The sequence below is a fragment of the Caenispirillum salinarum AK4 genome (genome assembly GCF_000315795.1).
In the GTDB taxonomy this organism is placed as follows: Bacteria; Pseudomonadota; Alphaproteobacteria; order Rhodospirillales; family Rhodospirillaceae; genus Caenispirillum; species Caenispirillum salinarum.
This window is the reverse complement of the sequence record NZ_ANHY01000008.1, coordinates 169,995-189,563: the sequence shown is the minus strand read 5'-3', so window position 1 is coordinate 189,563 and position 19,569 is coordinate 169,995. Positions and strand designations below refer to the sequence as shown.

The following is a 19,569-nucleotide window of genomic DNA, read 5'->3' as shown; positions in this document are numbered from 1 at the left end:
CACCGCGCAGGCGTCGGAGACCGGTCCCGCCGGGGCCTGATCCGCAAGGGTCCGGCCGAAGACACGGGCGTGTAGCTCAGCGGGAGAGCACTACGTTGACATCGTAGGGGTCGCTGGTTCAATCCCAGCCACGCCCACCACCGAAACCCCCAGGGAAACCTGGGGGTTTCGTCGTTTCGGGGGCGCTTCATCGGGCTCCTGTCCGGCACCCTTTGCGCCGCACTGCGGTGCAATTGCGGTGCTATTGCCAGACCGCCCGGCCGGCCAGGTGTGCAGGGGCCGGCTCGTTCGCTTTACGTGTTCCTGGTTCTTGCCGGCGGGCAGGCCGGCCATGGCTTTTCCGAGCGCGTCTCGAGCTTTGGCTTGATAATCGGGATGGTGATGCGCGTAGACGGCCATCACCATCCGCTCGTCTTTGTGCCCCAGGCGGTGCGCGATATCCCAAAGCGGGACGCCAGCCTGGGCCATCCACGTTGCCGCGGTGTGCCGCAAAACGTAGGGGGTAACTTCGGACAATCCCGCGCGGACAACAGCCGCCCGGAAACTTTTCTTCACCGACTCTAGCGGCGCGCCGGCCCATTCGATTACGAAGTTGCTTTTGTTGTACACCCGCGCATGCTTGAGCATCTCGATCGTGGTCGGGTCAGATATCTGCACAGCGACCCGCCGCTTATTCGTCTCGCGCTGCCCGATCGCGCGCAAATCAAGCACGGCGTACGGCCCTGAGAAGGATATTTTGTCAAACGGTAGCTCCAGGATCGCAGCAGGCCGAGCCGCCGTCTCAAGCATGAGCCGCGTGAAGAGAAACAGGTGCTGCGTCCGCTTTTTGTCCATTGCCTCGAGAAGCTTCGCCGCCTCCTCACGTGACATCCAGCGAGCGCGGCTTTCAACACCCTCGATGCTTGCCACCTCCTCGAAGTAATCAATCCATTTCACCCGCGCGGCAGCATGCAGAGCCGCTCGAAGGACCGACAGTTCGCGGGCTACAGTTGCCGGTGAAAGGCGGCGAAACGTGCCGTCTTTCGCGTAATAACCTGTGTCGTCACGATGGCTGACATAAGCTCCTTGCTTTTCAAAGGATATCGTTCGTGCGTCGTGATCCGGGCCAAAATATGCGCACAGGTGGGTCGTGGCGATCTTCGCTTGCGCGGTCGACGGAACATCGCAAGCCTCGAGCGCCTCTATATAACTCTGAAGCAAATCTCCGAGCCGGGGGACATCACTCCCCACTGCCTGAAGCGTGACTGGACTCTGCGCCGGCACCGGCGAAGCCACCTTCTCGCCCTCGCGAGCCTGCTTCAGGAAGCGTGCGAGGACATCCTGTGCTTCTGCCTCTGAAGCACAACCGGTGGTCTTGTACCTGACTTTCCGCTTTTTGGGGTCGTACCACTGGATGTACCAGTAATCTGAACCGTTGCGCTTGGTGAGTTGCGGGGCACCGCGTTCGCTTCTGTAGCGTGGCATGTCATCTTCTCCAAATACTTCTCGAAATCCTTGCGCCTGATCCGGACTTGGCGGAAGAGCACCGCATATGTGATTTCACGGCTGTCACAGGCAGCCAAAACGGCAGCAGGCTCCACGCCCACTTCCGCCGCTACTTGTTCGACAGTCAACCACTCCACAGACATCAGAAAGTCCGAAAATCAGCCTCACACTCCTCTCATAGGCTTCTTGGAAGATCGTGGTAGGGGATGCGGTGCGAATTTGCCTCCTTCCTGGGGACCGCTGCGTCCGAAGCGAAAGGCGCCACGCAGAGGGTCGTCGTATCGAATCGGTCGCCCCTTCGCCGTGACCCCGCATGCATGCGTCCATCAAGGCGACGTCCTCCGGGGAGCGGGGCGCAAGCCGTCGGCTACCTTGCGCCACTGCTCGCGCGGCTCTTTCTCCGTCGCCTGGGCGAAGGCGGTGCGAATGGTGCCGCCAGTATGGCCTGGTACTTGAGCGGCACACCGGCCAGGGCGTTGCGCATGAAGTGGACGCGGCAGCGGCCGGGGTGGCGTCGCCTTCAGGCTTTCGTGCGCGTCGGAGATCATGAGCCGGACGCCGCACAGTCCGCGCCGGGTCAGCAAGCGCAGGAAGTCGGTCCAGACGGGTTCGGCATTGGACAGGCCGCCGGACAGACCCAGCACCCCGCGGCGGCAGTTGGTATTGACGCTGCCGCCGGCTATGGCCGCCGCGCAGACAATGCGCCCGCCGCGGCGGCCCTTGATGTAGGCGGCGCTGAGCCAGACGAAGGCCCAGTCGGCCTCCAACGGCGGAGCAAGGACAGCGTCGACGCACTCGTCGATCGCCTCGCACAGGCACGAGACGTGCGGCGTGGAGACCCCGCTCATGCCCGACGAGAGCCTTCTCCCATGCACGGCGGGGCTTCAATAGTAGCTGCCGCGGCGGAGCCCGGGGATTTGCAACTCCACGCTCCCCGCCCTGGTCTCCCATGTCCGCGGGCGAAAGCCGTTGCGGTGGTTGGTGCACTCCGGTGTTTCGCTCGCCATGGCCGGCACCGCACAGCCTATCCACCTCGATGTCCATGAGGCCGGGGCGGCGAAGGAGATCATGTCGCGCAGGAAATCCGCATCCGCAAATCTTCCCGACGATCTGCTAAAGGATGATCCTGTCTTCGGTCACCGTGCTCGTTGTAATATCGGTCCTTGAAGTCTTGCAACCTCGACCTACCGAAGACTCACGATAACCGTCCAACCTTCTTGACCGAGGTCGGGGTCGGGGGCCGCTTCGGGCCGCTTTGCGGCCTCCACCTGCCCCCGATCCGCCGTTCCTACCCCACTAACCGAGGCATGGCCTGCTTCGGCAGAGCTACACTCGGCTATCGAAGCAAGCCTCCCTCAAGGTCCCTGTGTACGCCCATGCCCGGAAGTATTGCCGCACGAGCCGCGAGATGAAGCATCTATGCACTTTCTTCGGGGCGTCTATTGAAACGCGGAGGCGCAAAATCGCCGGAGCTCGAGCGGCTGCTGGCCCAAGTGCCCGGACTCGAGAACAAGCTCTACGCTCTGCGCGCAACAGGGGTGGCGCATTGCTATGGGCAAAGCCCGGACAGCCTCCGAGTTGCTGCTCCGCGCGCTCTTCTGCCCGGCTGCAAGGTCGGCGTCGCCGCGACCCGCCGGGAAGGCGTGGTGATCGCCCCGGAAACCTTTGAGAAATTCCCTACGACGGCAACGCCCTGCGCGCCACGGTGGCGCAGGCTACGGCGCTGTCGGCGTCGCGCCCGAACTGGTGTCCGTGGAGAAGGGCTACCGAGGCCAGGACTACAGAGGCGAGGCCTGAAGCAGACCATGAAGCACGCGTTTAAACGCAGGTCGAGCATCAATTCCAACATTGGCCACATAAAGAATAAGGGGAGGCTTGATCGAAACGGCTGCTGGGGCACGCTGGTGACGCCATCAACGGCCGCCTTGTGGCCGCCGGCCACAATCTGCACCTCGCGCTGGCCGCTCTGACACTGTTGCCTGCCCCGATTTGGCAAGCCTTCCCTCGAAAACTGCAAAAACCGCTACTCGACCTGCGTCCCTGCCGTCCGGCGCATTAACCGCTTGGACATTTCTCGGGGCGGACCACCTATAGTCGACAGCCCGCCGCATGGGCTTAGCCGATTCCCAATTAGCCCGTTCTATGATTGACTGCATCGTGGAGGACCTAACGATGCCAAGCGCGCAACAGCTACTCGGACTAATCAAGAGCCATGCGCAGGGAGACGAGGACCGCTTCGTCGCCTTGACGGTGCAAATGGCTGCATCAGAAGAGCGGAAGGGACATATTCGGCTGGCAGAGCAACTTCGGTCGCTGGCCGAAGAAGCGAGCCGTCGAAATTCGACAAAGGCAGCTAAGGGAAAAACCGTCCCGATCGTTGCTCCGCGAGGAGAACTGGCGCAGCTAGTTTCCGCGTCTTACCCAAAAACGCGCCTCTCTCACATGATACTGGACCCGGAGACCAACTCGGGCCTTAGGCGGATTGTGAAGGAACATTGGCAGCGGTGGAAGTTGCAAGAGCATGGGCTCGCACCCCGCAACAAGCTACTACTCGTTGGTCCACCTGGATCAGGCAAGACCATGACGGCCTCGGCTTTGGCCGGAGAGACAGGGCTACCGCTTTTCACCGTACTGCTTCACGGAGTTATCACAAAGTACATGGGAGAAACAGCGGCGAAGCTTCGACTTGTATTCGACGCAATAGCAGAAACCAAAGGTGTCTATCTTTTTGACGAACTTGACGCCTTAGCTTCGCAACGTGGCGCGGGAAACGATGTCGGTGAGGCGCGGAGGGCACTGAACTCATTTCTTCAATTTCTCGATGAGGATCATAACGATTCCCTTCTTGTCGCGACGACGAACCATCCGGAACTTCTCGACAAGGCCCTGTTTCGCCGTTTCCACCTGATCATGGAGTATAAGATTCCAAGTGGGACGCTTTTGATTGACACCATCAGAGCGCGCTTGGCAATGTTCCCTCTCGACTCGATAGAGTGGGACCTTGTCGTTGAGGCTGGCGCCGGTCTGAGCAGCGCCGAAATTATTCGGGCGGCCGAGGATGCTGCTCGGGACGCGGTAATTGAAGATCGCGTTGCGCCAGAAACTTCGGACTTGCTTGCAGCGCTTCGGGCGAGACACACCACCTTTCGCCTAGGATAATTCGAGAACGGAATGCCCACAGACTACAAGTTTCGGCACCTTTTTCCCGTTGTCTCTGCCGAGAATGGGAGCCGCTTTCAACCCAGGTCAACCGGAGGCAATAAAAGGGAGCCGTCGAGGGTCGGCAACCGGACACAGCATGCCGACAACCTATTAGAGCAGTTGGAGGCTCTCTCCGGAGAGGTCGCTCAAGCTGCTCTACGGACAGATGTTCCGCAGGATGAGGCTGGCATCTACATCGCTGTGACGGGGCGGCCCCACGAACCTCTCATGAGCGAAACCTTAGAAACGCGCGGTCTGCGTCTCCTCAGCGCGAGAGCCACACCCGATTGTGAACGCGCTACAGTGTTTATGCCCGCGGCCTCCCACAAAAAACTTGAGGTGGCAATCCAACGTTACCGGAATGAAAACGTACAGCGTGGCAGCTACGACACAGGCAAGCCGAAAAATCGGGCTTTTGTCGAGAGCATGGCCGATATTCGCATGGCGGTTCTGATGGATCTTTGGGACGATCCCGCAGCCCCTTTTCCAGAAGAAGGTTCCTCGACACGGTGGGAGGTATGGCTTCGGCCAGGCACCGCTGCCCGCTTCCTCTCAGCAGCCGAAGCAGCCAACATTGTCACGGGGCCATCTCCCCTGATCTTCCCAGAGGCCGACGTTGTAATGACAAGTACAACGCCGGAGTTGATGTCACGCCTCATGGCGGAAACGCTTTGCATCGACCGCGTCAGGCGTTCTTCAGTTACTGCTGATTTTTTCGACAACCTAGATCCGCCGGATCAAGGGGACTTTCTGCGGGAAGCCCTTTCGCGTGTCGTTGCTCCTCCGCCTGAAAAATGCACCACCAGCGTCTGCCTCCTTGACACTGGCGTCAACCGGGGCCATCCCCTGATCGCGCCGTTCCTAGACGCAGAGGATTGCTACACCGTCGACCCATCTTGGGGCGAGACCGATTCCTTGGGTCATGGGACCCCCATGGCGAGCGTGGCAGTTTTTGGTGATCTTCTGCCGCACTTGGATGCATCGACCACAATTTCGCCGCCACACCGACTCGAATCAGTTAAGATTCTCCCCCCAAGAGGTGTCAATCCTTACGATCAACTCGCCGCGGTCACTCGCTCGGCAATAGAACTGGTTGAGTCGATGAAAGCGAATGTCCAGCGGATATTCTGCTTGGCTTCGACGACCGATCAAGACACCCCACATGATGGGGCCCCCACTGCATGGTCGTCTGAGTTGGACCAATTGGCCGCCGGAGAAAATGGCGGGTCCGGCAGGCTGATTTGCGTCTCGGCTGGTAACGTGCGGGACTGCATTCCCCTAGGCCACCAATACATCCAACTGAATGAAGATTCAGAGATCGAAGCGCCAGCGCAGGCATGGAACGTCCTGACTATTGGCGCTTACACAACAAAAGAGATTTTAACGGATCCTGACCTCACGGGACATGTACCTGTGGCTCCATCAGGCGACCTGTCCCCTGATAGCAGGTGCGCTTCTTGGAACAAGACTTGGCCGGTCAAGCCAGACGTAGTCTTGGAAGGCGGCAACCGTGCAGCCGTAGGACGGGGTGCAGGATATTCTGTTCCCGATCTCAGCGTCCTTAGCAGCCGTTCAGAATTCCCGCCTTTCTTCACGACGATGAACGCCACGAGCCCGGCAACGGCTGAGGCAGCGCGCCTTGCTGCCCATATCGCTAACGCTTACCCTGAACTTTGGCCAGAGACCATCCGCGCTCTTCTCGTCAATTCTGCTTCATGGACAGACGCCATGCTAGCGCATCTGCCGGCGGCTCCAACGAAAAGTGACTACAGAATACTTCTAAGCCGATATGGATTTGGCGTGCCGAACCTGAACAGAGCGCTCAATAGTGCGAAGAACTGCGCCACGCTTGTGCTTCAGGACACCATACAGCCATATCGCGCTTCCACCGCGCGGACTTCATCAGCTCCAGTCCTAAACGAAATGAAGCTTTTCAAGTTGCCTTGGCCTGCGGACGCACTCCAAGCCTTAGGGGCAGCGCAGATCCAGATGCGCGTCACGCTTTCCTACTTCATTGAGCCAAATCCGTCGGAAGTTGCTCGTGGGCGGAAGCTTCGATACGCCTCCCATGGCTTGCGCTTCAAGCTCAAGAGGCCAAACGAAACCGTTGAGGAATTTTGCGCCCGGATAAATGCGGCTGCGGAGGAGGAGTTCGGAATGCCTAGCGCAGGAACTGGCGAAGCAGGCACATGGGCTATCGGTGACAATGCGAGACATGTCGGCTCGTTGCACTCAGACATCTGGACGGGCTATGCGAATGATCTGGCACGTTCTGGTGTTCTAGCAGTGCACCCTGTTGGAGGGTGGTGGAAGGAACGCAAGAGACTTGAGCGCTGGCGCAAGACCACGAGGTTCTCTTTAATAGTCACTATAGACGCCAAAGATTTGGAGGTAGACATTTACACGCCGATTTTAACGTCTATAGCCACAGAGGTATCAATTTAATCTAATATTACTCCCTCACGTTATGCCAGACGGCGCTAAGACTGCCTCATGAGGAAATAGATGGGGCTTGGTGCGATTCCCATGGCAATCCAATGGGAGGCTTGTCATGGCGGCTCCGGTCCCTTTGCGCAGCGACTTTGACGGTTCGACGCTGCGGCACCTTGCGAGGGCATCGGGCGATGAGAACCAGACACGCCGGTTGCTGGCGCAGGCCTTGATCTATGACGGCGGCAGTCGAAGCATGGCAGCGAGGGCCGGCGGGGTCGGCCTTCAGATCGTGCGAGACTGGGTTCTGCGATTCAACACGGGCGGCCGCAAGGGCTGGTTGACCGGAAGGCGGCGAGGGGATGCCGAAGCTCGATGCGGCACAGCGTCGGGCCCTGAAGGGGATGGTGGAGCACGGGCCCATCCCGGCCGTATACGGTGTCGTCCGTTGGCGGCTCAAGGCCTTTGCGCAGTGGCTGTTCGATGAGTTCGGCGTTTCCGTGGACGAGACGACGGTCGACCGTGAAATCCGGGCCTTCCGCCTTCGAAAAAGACTTCGCCCCCCCCCCACCGCGCTCAGAACGAAGCCAAACTGAAGAAATATAAAAAACTTTCCCCGCTGTCCTGGAAAAAACCGAGCCCACCTCCCGGCGGGCACCACGGTAGAAGTGCGGTGGCAGGACGAGGCGCGGTGCGGCCAGAAAAACGGGACTACGCGACAATGGGGCAAGCGGGGACACGGCCCTCCGCGCCGCATGATCAGCGCACCTCGTCCGCCTACATCTTCGGCGCCATCTGCCCCGAACGCAGCGTGGGCGCCGCCCTGGTGCTGCCCCGCTGCGATACCCACGCAATGCAGCGCCATCTCGAACAGATATCGAACCAGGTGCGCCCCGGCGCCCACGCTGCCCTCATCCTGGTTCGGGTCGTATGGGACACAACCAGCAGACTCGCCGTGCCCAGCAACATCGCCCTCTTGCCGCTCCCGCCCCGGGCGCCGGAGTTGAACCTGGTCGAGAACATCTGGCAATTCCTGCGGGACAACTGGTTGTCCAACAGGATCTTCTCCGCGTCCGACCAGATCGTCGCCCTCTGCTGTGACGCCTGGCCCAACCTCACCGATCGACCGTAGAAGATCATGCACATCGGCCGTCGCCGCTGCGCCTATGGGTTCTGATCAAAAAACACCTGTATTAAGTGTTCCTGCGAGATTCATAAAGACACCCTCACTCCTCTCCTGACAAGCGCCGGAACAACGACGTTCTTTGAATTTTCTGACAACGGATTGCCGTAAACTAGAATCTTAAAATCTTTTTTCAGGAACTCCGCATCATGAGCGGGCTAAGGTCCTCAATCTCATTGTACACAATCGACAATTCATGGATTATTTTCAGGTTTAGTAAAGATCTAGCGTCGGAAAGTCCGCATTTCCCCAGAAACAGAATTTCCAGATTTGCAAGACCAGAAAGCGGACCCGTATTACTTATTGGGTTCATGTTAAGAGAAAGAACTCTTAATTTCTTCAGCGACGCCAAATTTGACACGTCAGAAATATTATTATATTCCAGGTTCAGAATTTCGAGATTTGCGCATCCCTCTAATCCATCTAAATTACGTATGCCTCGCTCTCTGGCCTCTAAGCCTGTAAGTGATTGCAGATCTAGATGACCAATTTTACTCCGCTGCTTTGAAAGCGCCTCTGAAATTGCACCAGCCAATCCGTCATCTGGGATTATTACAGGATGTCCAATTGTTAACGATTCCCCTGAAGGTAAGGCGACAGACGGCTCGTCTTTTAACATAGTTGTAGTTTGTTTATATCCCTCGGAGTCAACTTCCACTGTATCCGTTGATCGCGGCTTATACCGCCACAAAACAATTGCGCCAAGAGTGGCAAATACAACCCCTGGACTCGCATTTGTTAGCTTCGATTTTATCGTATTCGCCTCTACAATAAAATCGACGGCGCCAGATATTCCAAGGATAGCAAGAACGAACCCTGCAATTACGAAAAGCGCGCCCACAACTATACCTGCCACTGTACCTACCAAGTAGGCCTGCATCGCATGGCTGCGGCTTTTAGCAAGATCCGTAAAAGCACGACGTAGTCCGGTCATGACCCCCCCCGTCACGCAAGTTCTCACAGTTGACGCCGTGAATTACCGCGTTCTGGCCCGAAAACACCCTCCGCCTATGCCCCGCGTTGATCTCCTAATCGCGCAGGACGCCCCCTTTACCGAGGCTTAAGGTCCGTTCGTCGAGGAGGACTTTGGGCATGCGAGCGTTGCTTCGTCCATAGTCCAAAGACCACGGATCCAGTGCTTCACGCGTCCGGCATCTATTTCCATCGTTCCGTTTGGCAACAATTTACCAATTGAACTTGCGTCATCCTCGATGGCAAGCGTGCATTTGAGAAGTCTGCCATCGGAGCGAACAACGAAGGAATTAGCGTAAGAAGCATAGCAAACGTAGCACTTGCTTTTAGGGACCTGCACCACTTGTTTTTGATTCCAGTGCCCAGCTCTGAGGCGCTCAATTACTTCAGATGCGCGAGACACAGAGAGCACTGAAAAATCTTTGCTTGCCTCAATTCCATAATTCTCTATTGGTACGTAATGAAACCGGAACCGTGGGTCAGAGCCAAATTGCTCTTCCACCGCACTATGAAGATCAATAATGTCGTCTATATTGCTCGGATGAAGATGCATTCGGAGCACGATGACAAACTCAAGATCGGTTTCTTGCAAAGATACAAGGTTGTTCCAAACTCTTAAAAAAGTGCCCCGCCCATTAGCCATTTTCCGCGTCTTATCATGCTGATCCTTTGTACCGTCCAGAGAAACTTGAAAAAAATCCGTACCCGCATTAACAAGTTTCATTACGATGTTTGGGTTCAAGAAATATCCATTTGTTGACATATTCCCGATGACCTTGAAGTCATTGTCTTGTGCAATCACTTTCAAGCGATCAGAAATATCCATAACAATATCACTTGCCGCAAGTGGTTCGCCACCGAACCAGCCGACCTCCAACAGATCAAGTCCCTCCGCCCGGTTCTGAATGAGATTGACCACGCCATCTGCAACGTCCCGAGACATTCGGCCACGCGCAAATGTCTCATAACAGTACGCGCACCGCAGGTTGCAGCTTTCCGTAGCCATAAGAACAAGATGAAGACGGCGAGATGTCAGCGCGGCAGCCCTGAGACGGTCAGGATTGCCGCGCGGGACGAATCCGTCCCTGTTATCAAAGTCCAGCACAACCGGCCCCACAGATGCTCTGCCCGGCCGCCACACCACTTACCGGATTATTGATCGCATCTTTAACTTTTTCTGCCATCTCCTTGTTGTTTATCAATACGGATCCATCTTCATCAAAAGAAATATCGCTCATGTCCGCAGAGGAAGCAAATTTTTTAATAGCCTCCATTGTCTCTTTCTGGTTTTTGAAAAGACCGTTAGATAAATTATGATCGCTAATCTTGACCTTCCCCTCAGGAGACAGGTACATGTCTTGTGGATTAACTACGATCGCCATAGCAAAATCCTCCGAGATATCTTGATGAGGTTGTCGGTTACCTTGTAACGTTGAAGGCAGAGGAAGGCACTGTCAACGACAACCCAATGCTATTCTGGTTTAGGAGGAAAGAAATGGCTGGGGTTCTTGTAAGGATTAGAAGAACAACTTTTTCTCCTTTCTCACTTGTCTCCTTCCGGCCCCGAACAACGGGCGGCCATCAGACCCTGAGGATTCAGGATGACGGTGAGTTGGCGCGAATCTCAGGCACCCCGGGAGTGGAGATCGAGAGGGTTTGGGGAAACCGAAATTTTACGTTTCCTTATGTCCCCGACATCTCCGCTGTTGGTGAAGTGAAAAAGCAGGCGAACTGGGGAGCCGAGTGGTTAGACGTGGAAAGCATATGGCGGGCGGCAGGGCGTGGTAGCGGCATCCGCGTTGGCATCGCTGATAGCGGAGCCGATGTTTCACACCCCGCTCTGAGTAAAGCCCGGGTTGCCGCTTTCGTCGATATCGACCGTCAGACCGGTGAACGACGAAATACCACCCCATACGACAGCGGCTGGCACGGAACCTTTTGTCTCTCCGTGTTGTGCGGAAGTGAGCCTGACGGAATGGCTCGAGGGATAGCGCCTGACGCGGACATGTACATAGCCAAAGCTCTTGATGGATGGAACGGGTCCGTATTCAGCATTCAATCGGCACTCGAATGGTTCTATGAGGAAAAGTGCAAGATCGTCTCCCTTTCAGTGGGCTGGCCGGGGCTACATGACGAGTGGAGCGATGCTATTCGGGCGCTGGTGGAAGAGGGCTGCATTGTATTCGCGGGGATCGGCAATTCGTTTGGAGGTGACTTCCCAACGATCTCGCCGGCAAATTATCCCGAGAGTCTAGTTGTGGGCGTGGGCGCGCACGATCAAAGCGGTACTGTTTGGCACCGAAGTGGAGGCGACGTCATTGGCTGGTCGGAAAGCTCCGTCTATGCAGGAATGGGATCTTATGTCGCGCCAGACTGCGTTTTTCCGGGAGCAGCAGTTGTAGGCCCTTCTCCCGATCGCAAGTATAGAATAGAGAGCGGGACATCGTTTGCCGCACCACATGCAGCCGGCCTTGCAGCCTGCCTCTGGAGCGCGTTTCCGAATGTAGAGGCCCAAGAGATTCTTTCGCTAATTGGAGGTGGGTTCGAGGACGCCGGAAAGGTCGGGCCAGATATCAGGTATGGCGCAGGCATCTTTTCTCCGGGAAAACTGGTCAACAGGCTCCAAACCAAATGACCTCCTCCCGGTTTCCTGGACCACTTGAGGTGAGAAAATTCTCGGTTACCGTGGACGACGAGCAACCGGGAGACGACGATGGAGAGGTCGAACTTCAGCGAGGCGCAAATCGCGTTCATCCTGCGCCAGGCCGAGGAGGGCACGGCGGTTGAGGAGGTCTGCCGCAAGGCCGGGATCTCGGTGCAGACCTACTACCGCTGGCGCAAGAAGTACGGCGGCCTGATGCCGTCGGAGATGAAGCGGCTGCGCCAGCTTGAGGAGGAGGACGGCCGCCTCAAGCGCATCGTCGCCGACCTGGCGCTCGACAAGGAGATGCTCCAAGACGTCATCAAGCGAAAGCTCTAAGGCCTGCGCGCCGACGGGAGCTGGTGGACCATGTGCGTCAGACCTGGCGGGTCACCATCCGCCGTGCCTGCGCGGTCCTCAAGGCTGAGCGGTCGAGCTATCACTACCGCTCCATCCGCGGCGCGCAGGCTGACCTCCGCAAACGCATCCGCGAGATCGCGGAAACCCGCGTGCGGCTTAAGGCTACCGGCGCATCCACATCCTGCTGTAACGGGAGGGCTGGGGTGTGAACCTCAAGCGTGTCCATCGTCTGTACAGGCTGGAAGGGCTGCAACTGCGGGCCAGGGCGCCGAAGCGCAAGGTCGCCGCAAAGCAGCGTGAGACGCGCCCGGTGGCGACCGCGCCCAACCAGGTGTGGGCGATGGACTTCATGGCCGACCAGTTGTTCGACGGCCGCCGCATCCGCCTCCTGACGATCGTCGATGCCTACAGCCGACTGTGCCCGGCGCTCGACGTGCGCCACACCTACCGTGGCCGACGACGTCGAGACGCTGGAGCGCGTCACGGCCGTTTGAGGCGTGCCCAAGGAGATCTGGGTCGATAACGGCCCCGAGTTCGTGTCGAAGGATCTCGACCTGTGGGCCTGGAGCAACGGCATCACGCTGGACTTCAGCAGGCCGGGCAAGCCGATGGACAACGCCTCCAGGTCTGGCCCCACCAGACAGCCATCATCGTCGCCTGCTGCAACTCTTGGAACATGCTGGTTTGAAAGGCTACGTCAGAATCCTCTGCCTCCAGCCCAGGATCAGGAAAGTCATTTAGCAGCTCGGGGGGGAAAAAGGCTGAAACCCAATTATCATCGCAGGACCAAAGGGCGTCGGAGCTTCCGCCACGACCGCGTCCCAACCGGCCGATTTTAGTTGCTCCCGCCAAGGCCAAACAGCTACGCCGAGCGGGTCGACTGGAAAGTCATCTGGATCCTCCGGAGCTGTAGTAGGAATCAACAGATCCCAATATCGCGGATGTCGGACGCCGCGCCGCTCTGCAACAGTGCCAGCCACGATATTGCCGATTGCTTCTGCAACTGGCGGCGGAAGTTGGCTGGAAGGAGTGGCGCTAAATGTCCACACCGTTCGGCGCGCCACAATCTGCAAATCGACGCCGTTAAGCGGACGCCATGCGACACCGGTGACTGACTCGAGGGGCAAATCGATCGTTTTTACAGAAGTAGTGCACATCTTACGTTTCATGAAAGCAGCTCCGTTGAGCAACAGCCGGTCTGTCGCCGCGCCACCACGCGGCAGACCGGCCACAAGGCTGCCACCGGAATAGCAAGCTGCCTCTGAACGCACAGACTGACGCCCTGCTGTTCGTTTCGCGACGTTCAGGCACGCCCACACGCGCACACTGGTCGCACATAGCAAAAAGACTACTTCCGAAGATATCCGCAGACGCCATGCGGATGCCGTCAATTGCGGCTCAATATCTTGCGGAGTCAGTTTATATGTTCATCACACGAAAGCTAAACGGCCCGGATCAGTCCTCAATTGGAGCAGCTCAACATACCTCACTACTTCATCCTGCCGGGGGGCGTGGCGGCGCCGCCGTAATAACCGGCGGTCATCACTGGTCTGAAAAATTAATGGCGATTGCCGATCTGCATCATGAAGCTGAAAACCTTGCAGGACGGCACGACATCTTCATGAGTCAGAACGCATTTTATAGGTGGAGGAGGGTCGTAAATATTGCCTCGCTGAAAGCCTGCTATGTGGACCTTGATTATTACAATGTCCCCTCCCTTGCCCACTCAACCCCGGAAGCTGTTGCCCAGTACGTACTTCTCTGTTTAGATGATGAGGGCGTACCCCAGCCGTCGTATATTCTGTTCACCGGCCGCGGGCTGCTATGCACCTGGCTCATCGAGCCCTTGCCGGCATCCGCCCTAGAAAGGTGGACCGCGGTACAACGGAAATTAGCGACAGTTCTGACAACTCATGGCGCGGATCGCCGGGCTCTCGACGCAGCGCGGGTTTTTAGACTTGCCGGAACCATCAACGGCAAATCTGGAAAAACGGTTCGGCTTGTGTGGCCCAAGCATCAGGAGCCCTACCGCTACACTTTTGATGATTTTGCTTTCGAGGTTCTTGACCTTACGAGAGAAGAGATTTCTTCACGCAAAAAAAGAAAAACGAACCGCCGCACAGATAGGAAGCTGTCCAATAAATCCAAGAAATCTTTGAGCATAACCACCTGGTGGGAAGCAGTTCTCGCAGACCTCCGCCGCCTTCGTCAACATCGGTGGCCCAACGGATTACCGCCGGGACACCGGAACGACTGGCTATTCCTGGCCTGCCTCGCAATGTCGTTTGTCGTCCCCCAAAGCATGCTGCGCCGCGAGTGCCAAGGCCTTGCGAGCGAGGCCGGCTCGGGCTGGACGTCGCATGAGATCGATCAGCATGTGTCGGCTGTGTTGAGGCGAACAGCAGCCGCAGGACGAGGCGAGACAGGACAGTGGGAAGGCCAGAAGATCGATCCACGCTACCGCTATTCCGCTGCGACGATCATTTTTATGCTCAACATCACTGGCGATGAGATGCGCCAAGCGGGGCTTCGCGCACTTATAGACCGAGACCGGCGGCGCGAGCTGAAGGGGGTCGCTGAAGCGGAACGGCGTCGACGTAACGGTCAGCTTGACCGGGCATCGTATCTTGAAACCGTTCGAGCCGGCTCAGCGAGCGCGGAAAGACCTTGGGAAGCATTGGGAATTTCGCGATCGACATGGTATCGCAGGGGCAAGCCGTCGAAGTGAGACACGGTCCGTGGTGGTATATGATGGCAAAGCCAGGGGCCTTTGGCCCCACCCCCTTTTTACCCCCCAAAACCGGCGCTTGCGCCGCCGACGCAACAGCGTCGGCATTCGCGGCGCTCGGGCCGCCCGCAGCCCCGGAGGGGCGAGGAGGCCGATCACCGGGTTCTCGCACGAAAGCCAGCTCTGCTGGTATCCCTCGAATCTGCGCCGGCTGAACTGCTCTGCCCCACTCGCTCCCTTTCAAGAGCAATCTGGCGTTCCTTTTCCTCGATTCTCGTCAATAAGCTAATCCGCAGCGTGAACGACCGCTCGGTAGCATATTCTGCGAGCAAGGTGGCCATTTGCTCGTGCAACCTCGCTAGATACCCATTGGCGACGACCGGAAGATTTGCCCGCAGCGTAACGGCAGTTCGAGCGGTTCTTAGATGCCGACGTTCTGAAGCAGCCACGAGCGGCGCCCCCGACTGGGCCGCTGATGCCCATTGCGTGGCTTCTGAGACGATGTTTTGACTATGCGCCTGGTGCTGCTCGACCGAAGCGCGTTTCACGCTTCTCCGGGCCAATTCCGCTTCCAGATTGCGGACAGGTTGCTCTACTCGCTCCTGCGATGACCGGTGACTCGCAAGCCAAAAAGCCGCCCGTCGAGCGGCCGGGAGCGCGTTCCGATCAATGCCCGGAAGCACCTGGTCCCGAGCGTCGCGGGACAGAATCCTCGACAGAGAGACGCTTCGACCAGACCGAGTGTCGAACACAACAAACCCGCTCTTTTGCCCTCGGCAAAGAACCAAGTCTTCTTCCGCAATAGCGCTGATGAACGCACCTCCCGCGCTTGCTTTTGCTACCGTACTTACGATCCGATGAGCTCTGGAACTCCTACCCGCGCGCCGTTCACATCTGACTTCCCCGGTAGTTTTCGAGTGGCGCGGACGTTCCGGTGGTTCTAGTCCCTGAACTCGAGCCGTGCGTTCCGCGGGCCTGCGGTCACGACCGACGGCGTCGTAAAAGCGCCCTTCCACTGGCCGCAGTCTGAAGACGTGCTCGATCTGTCGCATTGTACGCTCTCGCTGCGCGTAATCATGCCGCAGCGGCGCCGCCTTTCCACCATTGACACGATTGAAGATAGCATGCGCATGCCGCTGTGACCCTGCGCCATGGAGCACTGCGAAGCATTGATGGTGTTCAAGTCCGAGGCTTTTCATCATCATTCCGCAGATTTGAAGCCACTCTTCGTTGCTTAGTGCTCGATCGCGAGGATCTGGCCGCATAGACACATGATAGACAGGCCTTTCACATCGCGATGCATTAGCGGTCAGTTTCATCAACGCTGCGGCGTGATGCGGATTTTCGGTCCCAAGATTCCATTCACCGACAACCTCCGCATCTTTTTGATCGGCAACATAGCGGAGGACTCCCGCGAAACTGGATCCGCGCACACCTTTGCTGATCATGATGAATTCACGAGCAAAGCGCGGAGATCTCGCATTCGGCGCTCGAGTATCATCAAAGCTTTTCTATGATCCGCCTGGAGGTTGTCCAAATCGCCGCGGTTCGCGGCCCTGGCGATCTGGTTTAAATTGTTGCCAATGCGCCCAAGGTCTGCCGCAATGCCAGAAAGCGCTCGTGCATTTGCCGGAATATGCCAAGTCAGCCCACGCTTTCGGAGATAGTCAGAGAGAGATAATCCCGCGGCATCGGCGCGAAGACGCATTTCGTTAAGCTCTTCAGAACTTGTTCTTAATCGAATAATATGCTCGCGCTTTTTCATAGTACCCCCACAACGGAACCGGGTCTGGGGCGGAGCCCCAGATGCAGCCTTTGTAGCCACAACTGTGGCTACAAAGGCATGGCTTGCTCCTCGCCCGAAAAACACTTAATAATCATAATGCAGTTTCCAGATAAATATAAATACTTAAAATACATGTTCGTTGCGGACCTTTATGTGTATAAGTTAGTCCCCAAGGCTAATCGCCACGCCGAAAACAAAAATGGCCCCGGAGGCTAGAGAGCATGTAGCCTCCGGGAACCTATACTCACCAGCCACAGAAAGTAGCCGCCAGTAGCAATGCATCATTTCGGAAATCGGCCGGAAGCTCATTCAACGCCACTGCGGCGTCTCCAGCTTTCAGAGCTAGCCCAGGCCCCTTAAACGCCTCGCGTGCGAGATCGGCGTTGCCGTAGGCCGCGGTTAAGAGAGCGATCACAACGCGGGAGGGGAGAGGAGCCTGGCGAAGCTCGCGCCTGTTTCTAATGATGGTAAGCGACTCAAGCCCGCCCGGCCGGTCAAACCCCGCGGGTCTGACGCTATAGTGTGTTCCGTCGTCTTGTTCAGAAATCTCGAAAAAAGGAGCCACCGTCGGCCTATTGATCAGGGCCCGGAGATGGCGATTGAAGTTACCTTGATATGGATACTCCGCCTCATCCCGCGTCACGCCGGCGAGTGCCGCAATAACAGCTTTCTCGTCCCTGTCCATTTGCGCCATGCAATTGCATATTCCGGTCCACCTAACGTCGCTATGAACTCGCACAGCGACTTCAGGTGCAACGGTCGCTTCGAGCATGGTGCTCGCCAGTAACGCCGTGTGATGCACATGTCCATTCCAGTTCAGGTAAATGGCACTCGCATCAGAAATCACACGATCACTCATCGTTAGCGGCGGCTCCCTCAACGCTCTTGTAATAGCATTTCGGACCGCGCCCGGAATATGTTCAAGGGTGTATTTGTTCCACGTCAACGCAGTGCACTCCGTTCAAGCGCACTTCATCTCTCCGGAAAGAACCCAGAAAGCGAAGGCTCAATTGATTGGATTTGAGGATCGACGCCGATGGAGAAGCACTGCGGTCGTCGCACTGTCTTATTTAGGATTCCACTGACGGCTGTGCAATGGCCGAGAGCCGTCGTGGCTCCACGGTCCTGCGTGAGCGTCAAGCGCTTCCCCGTGTTGCCCGCTGGTAACGTCAAGCGCCTGTCCGCTCCTGGCACGCGGAGCAGGTGACTGCGGCCTTAATGCTGAAGGCGACTGCTCTGAAGCGAGCGCTGTCGCCGACGGTCAGATATGCAGGTCTGCGTATATCCGCTGTAGCGTTATGCTAATTGCCCACTTTTCAAGAGAAATGGCGGCCCCGCCACCTAAAAGGACGGCCACTGCCCAGATGCCGCTCCGCCGACGATGATGAACGGCAGACATCATGTCAGGATTGAGAACAACGATATCGGAGATCGAGGCGATCGACTTGTATGCGCGTATCTTGCTGCTCATCATGCGATCTATACCCGCCGTCGGAAGCACCTCGACAACGAGCACAGGGACACGTTGGCCGCCGCTGCCAAGACACTGCACCTGCAAGTCAGGGCAAAGATAGCTGTCGTTTTCAAGACCCTGGTTACTGCCAGGGATGACGAGGCCCGTCCCGATAGCGGGGCGGCACTTGACAGGCGAGTTTCGCAGCGCAGCACCTGTCAGTTCAGCGAGCGTCGCGACAAGGATGGCATGCTCGTCAGAAACTGGAGGACGGCCGACTACAGCGCCGTCAATTAGCAGGACATGGTTCTCTGTAGAATAACGCGCGGCGAATTCGTCTGCGTCCATAGCGCCACCGAAATCGAGATTATCGGGATGCCGACGGCGATCGGTCCCGTCCATTGCCGCCCCGCCAAGCCACAGGGGCCGCCTGATCACCGTATTCTGGGACCGTCGCGGGCTCGGCCGCAACCATCGCCCGTTGCCGCCCGGCCAAACCACAGGGGCCGCGTGACCGTATTCTGGGGCGGCCGCCGGTTCGGCCGCAAGCATCGCCCGTTGCCGCCCCACCAGACCACATGCCGCTACCGCCTCGCTAGAACGTAGATGGCGGCCGGGCCCGTCCATTGCCGCCCCGCCAGGCCACAGGTGTCGCCTGACCGGCAGGACCGGCCGCTTGCCGCCAAGGCCGCAAGCGGCTTCCATTTCCGTCCAGCAGATTATATGTGGCGTAGCCAACAGAAAGTTCTTTGATCGCAAGTGCGGCAGAGATCGGGGCAAACCCGCAGGTACGGACGCATCATATTCCGTCTGAACTATCCTTGGCTGCGCCGCATGTAGTGATATCGCGGCGTTTTGATTCGCAGCTTTCCTCTTGATTTTGTTGCCTTATCCGCATCGCCCCGAGACATTGACATCGTAGGGGTCGCTGGTTCAATCCCAGCCACGCCCACCACCGAAACCCCAAGGGAAACCTTGGGGTTTCGTCGTTTCGGCGGGCCGCGCACGGGCGGCAGCGCCTCGGGGCATCCAACCGATGGCGTCCCGCGGGCGTACCCTCTTGATACGGTTGACGACATCGCCACCGCAGGAGGCCATCATGCCCGACCCGCACATTCCCGAGCCACCCAGCGACGCCGAAGTCAAGCGCATCAGCGAGCAGCAGAAGTACCTGCACGACGACTGGACCGGCGACGGCTGCGACAACAAGACGCCGACGCGCCCGAAAGACGAGACGGTCAAGCAGGACGATCAGGGGCGCGCAGGCGGCGACTGACCGCCGCCCCGGCGCGCGCCAGACATCGCCCTCCCCGGACGATCCCGGCCGCCC

General features: G+C 57.8%; 16 protein-coding genes, 1 tRNA gene and 3 pseudogenes. 10 read left to right on the top strand and 10 right to left on the bottom strand.

Annotated features, from left to right (window positions below; genetic code table 11):
- The first annotated feature begins 65 nt into the window (after positions 1–65).
- A tRNA-Val gene (locus C882_RS10470) sits at positions 66–140 on the top strand.
- Here C882_RS10470 and C882_RS25810 read toward each other — a convergent pair.
- From C882_RS25810 to C882_RS10460, 3 genes and pseudogenes are all read right to left on the bottom strand, one after another.
- Positions 91–870, bottom strand: a complete 780-nt coding sequence (locus C882_RS25810) for a site-specific integrase (protein ID WP_407637687.1) — start codon at positions 868–870, stop codon at positions 91–93. The genes C882_RS10470 and C882_RS25810 overlap by 50 nt on opposite strands.
- A gap of 428 nt (positions 871–1,298) precedes the next feature.
- Positions 1,299–1,628 (bottom strand): helix-turn-helix domain-containing protein, encoded by a 330-nt coding sequence (locus tag C882_RS25805; protein ID WP_083875781.1) that lies wholly within the window; start codon positions 1,626–1,628, stop codon positions 1,299–1,301.
- Positions 1,629–1,811: 183 nt separating this feature from the next.
- Positions 1,812–2,492, bottom strand: a pseudogene (locus C882_RS10460) (transposase).
- A 1,165-nt stretch (positions 2,493–3,657) separates the two neighbouring features.
- Here C882_RS10460 and C882_RS10455 point away from each other — a divergent pair.
- From C882_RS10455 to C882_RS25670, 5 genes and pseudogenes are all read left to right on the top strand, one after another.
- Complete coding sequence (locus C882_RS10455; RefSeq protein WP_043644945.1) at positions 3,658–4,644, top strand: AAA family ATPase; 987 nt, start codon at positions 3,658–3,660, stop codon at positions 4,642–4,644.
- Between the two features lie 12 nt (positions 4,645–4,656).
- Positions 4,657–7,131, top strand: coding sequence for a S8 family peptidase (locus C882_RS23965; protein WP_009540565.1), 2,475 nt, complete (start codon positions 4,657–4,659; stop codon positions 7,129–7,131).
- Positions 7,132–7,237: 106 nt separating this feature from the next.
- Positions 7,238–7,420: pseudogene (locus C882_RS25735) on the top strand (IS630 family transposase); the annotation flags it as partial.
- Positions 7,421–7,478: 58 nt separating this feature from the next.
- A complete protein-coding gene (locus C882_RS25675) occupies positions 7,479–7,712 on the top strand; it encodes a winged helix-turn-helix domain-containing protein (RefSeq protein WP_268870309.1) in 234 nt (77 codons plus the stop codon).
- 77 nt (positions 7,713–7,789) lie between these two features.
- Entirely contained in the window at positions 7,790–8,248 is a 459-nt protein-coding gene (locus C882_RS25670) for a transposase (RefSeq protein WP_407637686.1), read from the top strand.
- 184 nt (positions 8,249–8,432) lie between these two features.
- Here the strand turns inward: C882_RS25670 and C882_RS24630 are convergent, their stop codons facing one another.
- The 3 genes from C882_RS24630 to C882_RS24625 all read right to left on the bottom strand — a co-directional run bounded on the left by C882_RS24630 (position 8,433) and on the right by C882_RS24625 (position 10,653).
- Positions 8,433–9,233, bottom strand: a complete 801-nt coding sequence (locus C882_RS24630; protein ID WP_152415283.1) for a leucine-rich repeat domain-containing protein — start codon at positions 9,231–9,233, stop codon at positions 8,433–8,435.
- 126 nt (positions 9,234–9,359) lie between these two features.
- Positions 9,360–10,277, bottom strand: a complete 918-nt coding sequence (locus C882_RS23955; RefSeq protein WP_083875780.1) for a radical SAM protein — start codon at positions 10,275–10,277, stop codon at positions 9,360–9,362.
- An 85-nt stretch (positions 10,278–10,362) separates the two neighbouring features.
- A complete protein-coding gene (locus tag C882_RS24625) occupies positions 10,363–10,653 on the bottom strand; it encodes a hypothetical protein (RefSeq protein ID WP_152415281.1) in 291 nt (96 codons plus the stop codon).
- 113 nt (positions 10,654–10,766) lie between these two features.
- On the opposite strand from C882_RS24625, the gene C882_RS23950 reads away from it, so the two are divergent.
- The 3 genes and pseudogenes from C882_RS23950 (at position 10,767) to C882_RS24610 (ending at position 15,000) form a co-directional block, all read left to right on the top strand.
- Entirely contained in the window at positions 10,767–11,906 is a 1,140-nt protein-coding gene (locus tag C882_RS23950) for a S8 family peptidase (protein ID WP_160166784.1), read from the top strand.
- Between the two features lie 78 nt (positions 11,907–11,984).
- Positions 11,985–12,892, top strand: a pseudogene (locus C882_RS25435) (IS3 family transposase); the annotation flags it as partial.
- 803 nt (positions 12,893–13,695) lie between these two features.
- Positions 13,696–15,000 carry a hypothetical protein gene (locus C882_RS24610; protein WP_152415279.1) on the top strand — a complete coding sequence of 435 codons (1,305 nt, stop codon included), beginning with the start codon at positions 13,696–13,698 and terminating at the stop codon, positions 14,998–15,000.
- 155 nt (positions 15,001–15,155) lie between these two features.
- Here C882_RS24610 and C882_RS25800 read toward each other — a convergent pair whose 3' ends face one another.
- The 4 genes from C882_RS25800 to C882_RS23935 all read right to left on the bottom strand — a co-directional run bounded on the left by C882_RS25800 (position 15,156) and on the right by C882_RS23935 (position 18,641).
- A complete protein-coding gene (locus C882_RS25800) occupies positions 15,156–16,448 on the bottom strand; it encodes a relaxase/mobilization nuclease domain-containing protein (protein WP_083875778.1) in 1,293 nt (430 codons plus the stop codon).
- The gene (locus C882_RS23940) at positions 16,445–16,765 is read right to left on the bottom strand and encodes a plasmid mobilization protein (protein ID WP_083875777.1); all 321 of its coding nucleotides are present in this window, start codon (positions 16,763–16,765) and stop codon (positions 16,445–16,447) included. Before C882_RS23940 ends, C882_RS25800 begins: the two co-directional genes overlap by 4 nt.
- A 265-nt stretch (positions 16,766–17,030) precedes the next feature.
- Positions 17,031–17,645, bottom strand: a complete 615-nt coding sequence (locus C882_RS24605; protein WP_152415278.1) for a hypothetical protein — start codon at positions 17,643–17,645, stop codon at positions 17,031–17,033.
- A gap of 402 nt (positions 17,646–18,047) precedes the next feature.
- Complete coding sequence (locus tag C882_RS23935) at positions 18,048–18,641, bottom strand: Uma2 family endonuclease (RefSeq protein ID WP_160166783.1); 594 nt, start codon at positions 18,639–18,641, stop codon at positions 18,048–18,050.
- Between the two features lie 697 nt (positions 18,642–19,338).
- On the opposite strand from C882_RS23935, the gene C882_RS25015 reads away from it, so the two are divergent.
- The gene (locus C882_RS25015) at positions 19,339–19,515 is read left to right on the top strand and encodes a hypothetical protein (protein ID WP_009540561.1); all 177 of its coding nucleotides are present in this window, start codon (positions 19,339–19,341) and stop codon (positions 19,513–19,515) included.
- Positions 19,516–19,569 lie beyond the last annotated feature (54 nt).